This window comes from Vibrio sp. T9 (genome assembly GCF_003123985.1).
GTDB lineage: Bacteria > Pseudomonadota > Gammaproteobacteria > Enterobacterales > Vibrionaceae > Vibrio > Vibrio diabolicus.
On the sequence record NZ_NIGY01000162.1, the window covers coordinates 1 to 310 of the forward strand.

The window sequence follows — 310 nt, forward strand, 5'->3', positions numbered from 1 at the left end:
AGCCATGGCGAGCGCGATCCGCTGGTCGATGCCCTGATTGTAGGGGATCAGCCGCGGGGCGGCGCACTCGCGATGAGTTCATCGAGGCTGACGCCGCGCAGGCCCAGCCAGTGCTCGATCAGCCGGTAGGAGACCGACAGCGGCGGCGGCACGCCAAGCGCACCCGTGGCCACGCCGGTCACTATATCGTCGACCGAGAACCACCGTGCGTCTTCGAGTTCGTCGTCGCGCAGGCGGATCTCACGCGTCTTGGCGGTTGCGGTGAAACCGACCATCAGCGACGCAGGCAGTGGCCAGGGCTGCGATGAGT

1 pseudogene is annotated in these 310 nt (G+C 67.4%); it reads right to left on the reverse strand.

What is annotated here, in order from left to right:
- Positions 1–47 precede the first annotated feature (47 nt).
- Positions 48–310: pseudogene (locus CBX98_RS26435) on the reverse strand (hypothetical protein); the annotation flags it as partial.